This is a genomic window from Fervidicoccus sp. (genome assembly GCF_049967375.1).
Taxonomy (GTDB): Archaea; Thermoproteota; Thermoprotei_A; order Sulfolobales; family Fervidicoccaceae; genus Fervidicoccus; species Fervidicoccus fontis.
Genome location: NZ_JBMFSV010000036.1, coordinates 1 through 2,947, shown reverse-complemented (window position 1 = coordinate 2,947; position 2,947 = coordinate 1). Strand labels below are relative to the sequence as shown.

The window sequence follows — 2,947 nt, the reverse complement described above, 5'->3', positions numbered from 1 at the left end:
CCAGAGGCCTAGGTCAACAGAAAAAGACCCACAAAAACCTCAATAAACATTTATACACAAAACTGTTGAAAACCCTCATCTAGTGATCGGGAGCAACCCCTCATTCTTGATAAGACTTTCTCGATGCTTGTCATCAAAGAATAAAAAGCATAGGAGCTAATTAAATCTTCATACCAACCATGAATGGCGAGGCTTTAGTTGTAATCTAAAAAATAATAAGCAAGTAATAATTTGATTTTAAATTTACTATATAAAGAAAAGGATCAATTATTCTTTGCGGGTTCGATTTTTATCATTGTTGGAAAAGGAATCTTAGAAGAGCAAACTTTCAAAGCTTTTTTTGCATGCTCTAGATGTTCCTTCTTAACCTTTACCACCAAGACGTCATAACCTTTGTATACTCTAACTGCTGTCCCAATAGGTTTTCCGAAGGAAAGCCTCATTCCATCCTGAAGTCTGTCTGCTCCAGCGAAGGCCATCATCTTATTTTCTCTCAGCACATGATGTGGATATCTGGTAACCTTCAGGTAGTAGTTTCCTTCGCCTACATTGGCAGTTAAATACTTATGAGCTGCAACTCTCATAGCTTCTAAAGCATTATGCCTAATTTGTCCATCTTCTAAAACTATTAGGGATAAAATGTAGTCCGCATCAAGCTTCGGATTTCCCATTTCGAATTTTGTAATTTTTGGCTGAGGTACTCCTGGTATATACTCCTTTCTTGTATATGGTGGAGAGCTGAAGTGTGTATAGCATCTAGCAGGTCGGATCGGCATTATAAACACCTTCTTTAAGAGTTATTGAAAAAAGAGGTTATTAAAATATTTGCTATTAAATTTAAAAATTCAGAAGCCTAGAAGTTCAGCTATGCTTGATATACCTTTTTCAATCTTTTCCGGTGGAACCATAGAGAAATTCAGCCTTATTACTTCTTTACCGCTATCGTCAGTATAGAAAGCTGCCGCCGGCACTACCGCTACTCCCTTCTTCTCCAAAAGCTCTTCAGCAAATGCATATCCATCCATACCCTTCTTCAACCATACCAAAATGAACATTCCAGCAATAGGCTTTGTGAATTTCAATCCCTTGAGCTTCTCTTCTATGCTTTTTATCATTATATCTCTTTTCATTTTATAATTTTCTAGTGCCTTCTTTTTCGCATCTTCAAAAATTCCCCTTCTTAATGATTCGATGACCAAGTATTGCATTGGCGTGGAAGCACACATATCAGTCGGTCCCTTGACCATTTTAATCAGGTCCATAACTTCGCTAGGACCCTCTAGCCATCCAATCCTTAAACCGGTTCCCAATATCTTGCTGAATGTACCGCTATAAATTACTCTGCCTTCTTTATCCATGCTTCTCAATGTCTTTGGCGGCTGTCCTTCGTATAAAAGATGGTTATATGCAGCATCCTCAACTAATATAAGGTCATATTGTGATGCTATTTCAAGAAGATGCTTCCTCCTTTCTTCTATCATTGTAACTCCGCTTGGATTCTGACCGGTCGGAATTGTATATACCAACTTTACTCTTTTTCTCTCTCCCTTTAGCTTTTTCACAGTTTTTTCCAGCTCGTCTGTAATCATTCCACTGTCATCAACAGGCACTCCAACAATTCTTGCTCCATACTGCTTCCAGTCAATGAGCGTATTTACATATGAAGGGCTTTCAGAAATAGCTATATCTCCTGCATCTAGAAAAATCCTCCCAAGCAAATCTAATGCTTGGCTTCCACCTATAGTAACGACTATTTTGTTAGGATCCGTCTTTACATCATCATATTTTTTCATAAACTTAGCGATTTCTTCTCTGAGCTCAAATGCACCGTCTGCAGGAGTGTAATTTCCAACTAGCTCGACTTTTTCAAATACTTCCTTCATCAATTCTCCGAAGATCTTTCTTGGAAGAACCGAAGGATCTGGCTCTCCTGCTGCAAACGATATAACCTCTCTCTTTCTTGATAGGTCGCTGATTTTCGACATAATGGTTCTTATTGGTGATGGTTCGAAGAAATTAATTCTACTTGAGTATTTTGTATCATAATTTTGCATAAACTCACACCAAATTTTTCTATATTAATGATAATTATTAAAACTTTTCTTTAAGTTATAATAAAGGTGCTGTATTATACTATTTTGAAAAATTTATCAATGTATTTTCATATCTTTTCTTTATCAAAATGGTTATATAGTATGCTTTTATCAGAATACCATTTTCTCTAGGTATACCTTCAATAAATATTTTGAATGGGACAGTTGAGTTTATAAAAATTATGTGAACGATAATGGGAATATAAAACACACATTTTGATAAGTATTAAAACTTAAATATTAATTAAAAAATAATTAAATAAAAAAGTAGTGGGGAATATGGAACAGGAAAAAAGAATTCTAAACGAAGAATTAATTGAAAAATATTGGAAGTATATAGGAGTAGGAATATCTTTCAAATATTTTCCAATAGTAATTAAAAAATCAAAAGGATGCAGAATTTGGGATATCGAAGGAAGGGAATACATAGATTTCTTGACTAGCGCTGCATCATTTAATATAGGACATACCAATGATGAGGTTGTAAAAGCTATAAAGCAGGCCATTGATGACATGATTGATTACGATCAATACTTGTATCATGAACCATCTATAAGGCTAGCAGAAATGCTAGTGAATATAGTGCCTGGTAGCTATGAGAAAAAAGTTTTATATGAGCTCAGTGGTGGAGCAGCAAACGACATGGCTTTAAAAGTTGCTCTTGCCTTTACAGGAAGAAAGTATATAGGCTCCTTTGAGGATTCTTATCATGGAACGCACTATCTTGTTCTTTCTAGCTCAGGCTCATTTAAACCAGAAACAAGGTACAAATATAACGCATACCCCTATGTATACTTCTTCAAGTATCCAGATACGTTCAGGAGACCGAGAGGTATTGAGCCTGAGGAGTATGG

General features: G+C 35.8%; 3 protein-coding genes. 1 reads left to right on the top strand and 2 read right to left on the bottom strand.

All coding sequences use genetic code 11. The features are described 5' to 3' along the window. Positions 1 to 263: 263 nt before the first annotated feature. Both ACP5SL_RS05840 and ACP5SL_RS05835 read right to left on the bottom strand, forming a co-directional pair. Complete coding sequence (locus ACP5SL_RS05840) at positions 264 to 776, bottom strand: 50S ribosomal protein L16 (protein ID WP_014558241.1); 513 nt, start codon at positions 774 to 776, stop codon at positions 264 to 266. Positions 777 to 845: 69 nt separating this feature from the next. After that, on the bottom strand, positions 846 to 2,054 hold the full coding sequence (locus ACP5SL_RS05835; RefSeq protein WP_428228335.1) for a PLP-dependent aminotransferase family protein: 1,209 nt from the start codon (positions 2,052 to 2,054) through the stop codon (positions 846 to 848). Positions 2,055 to 2,372: 318 nt separating this feature from the next. On the opposite strand from ACP5SL_RS05835, the gene ACP5SL_RS05830 reads away from it, so the two are divergent. Beyond that, positions 2,373 to 2,947 (top strand): aminotransferase class III-fold pyridoxal phosphate-dependent enzyme (locus ACP5SL_RS05830; protein ID WP_428228334.1); only part of this gene is annotated, 575 nt, incomplete at its 3' end.

Bases quoted from the DNA above. Each gene is read 5' to 3' on its own strand.
- ACP5SL_RS05840 (WP_014558241.1), bottom strand. From the start codon at position 776: ATGCCGATCCGACCTGCTAGATGCTATACACACTTCAGCTCTCCACCA.
- ACP5SL_RS05835 (WP_428228335.1), bottom strand. From the start codon at position 2,054: ATGCAAAATTATGATACAAAATACTCAAGTAGAATTAATTTCTTCGAA.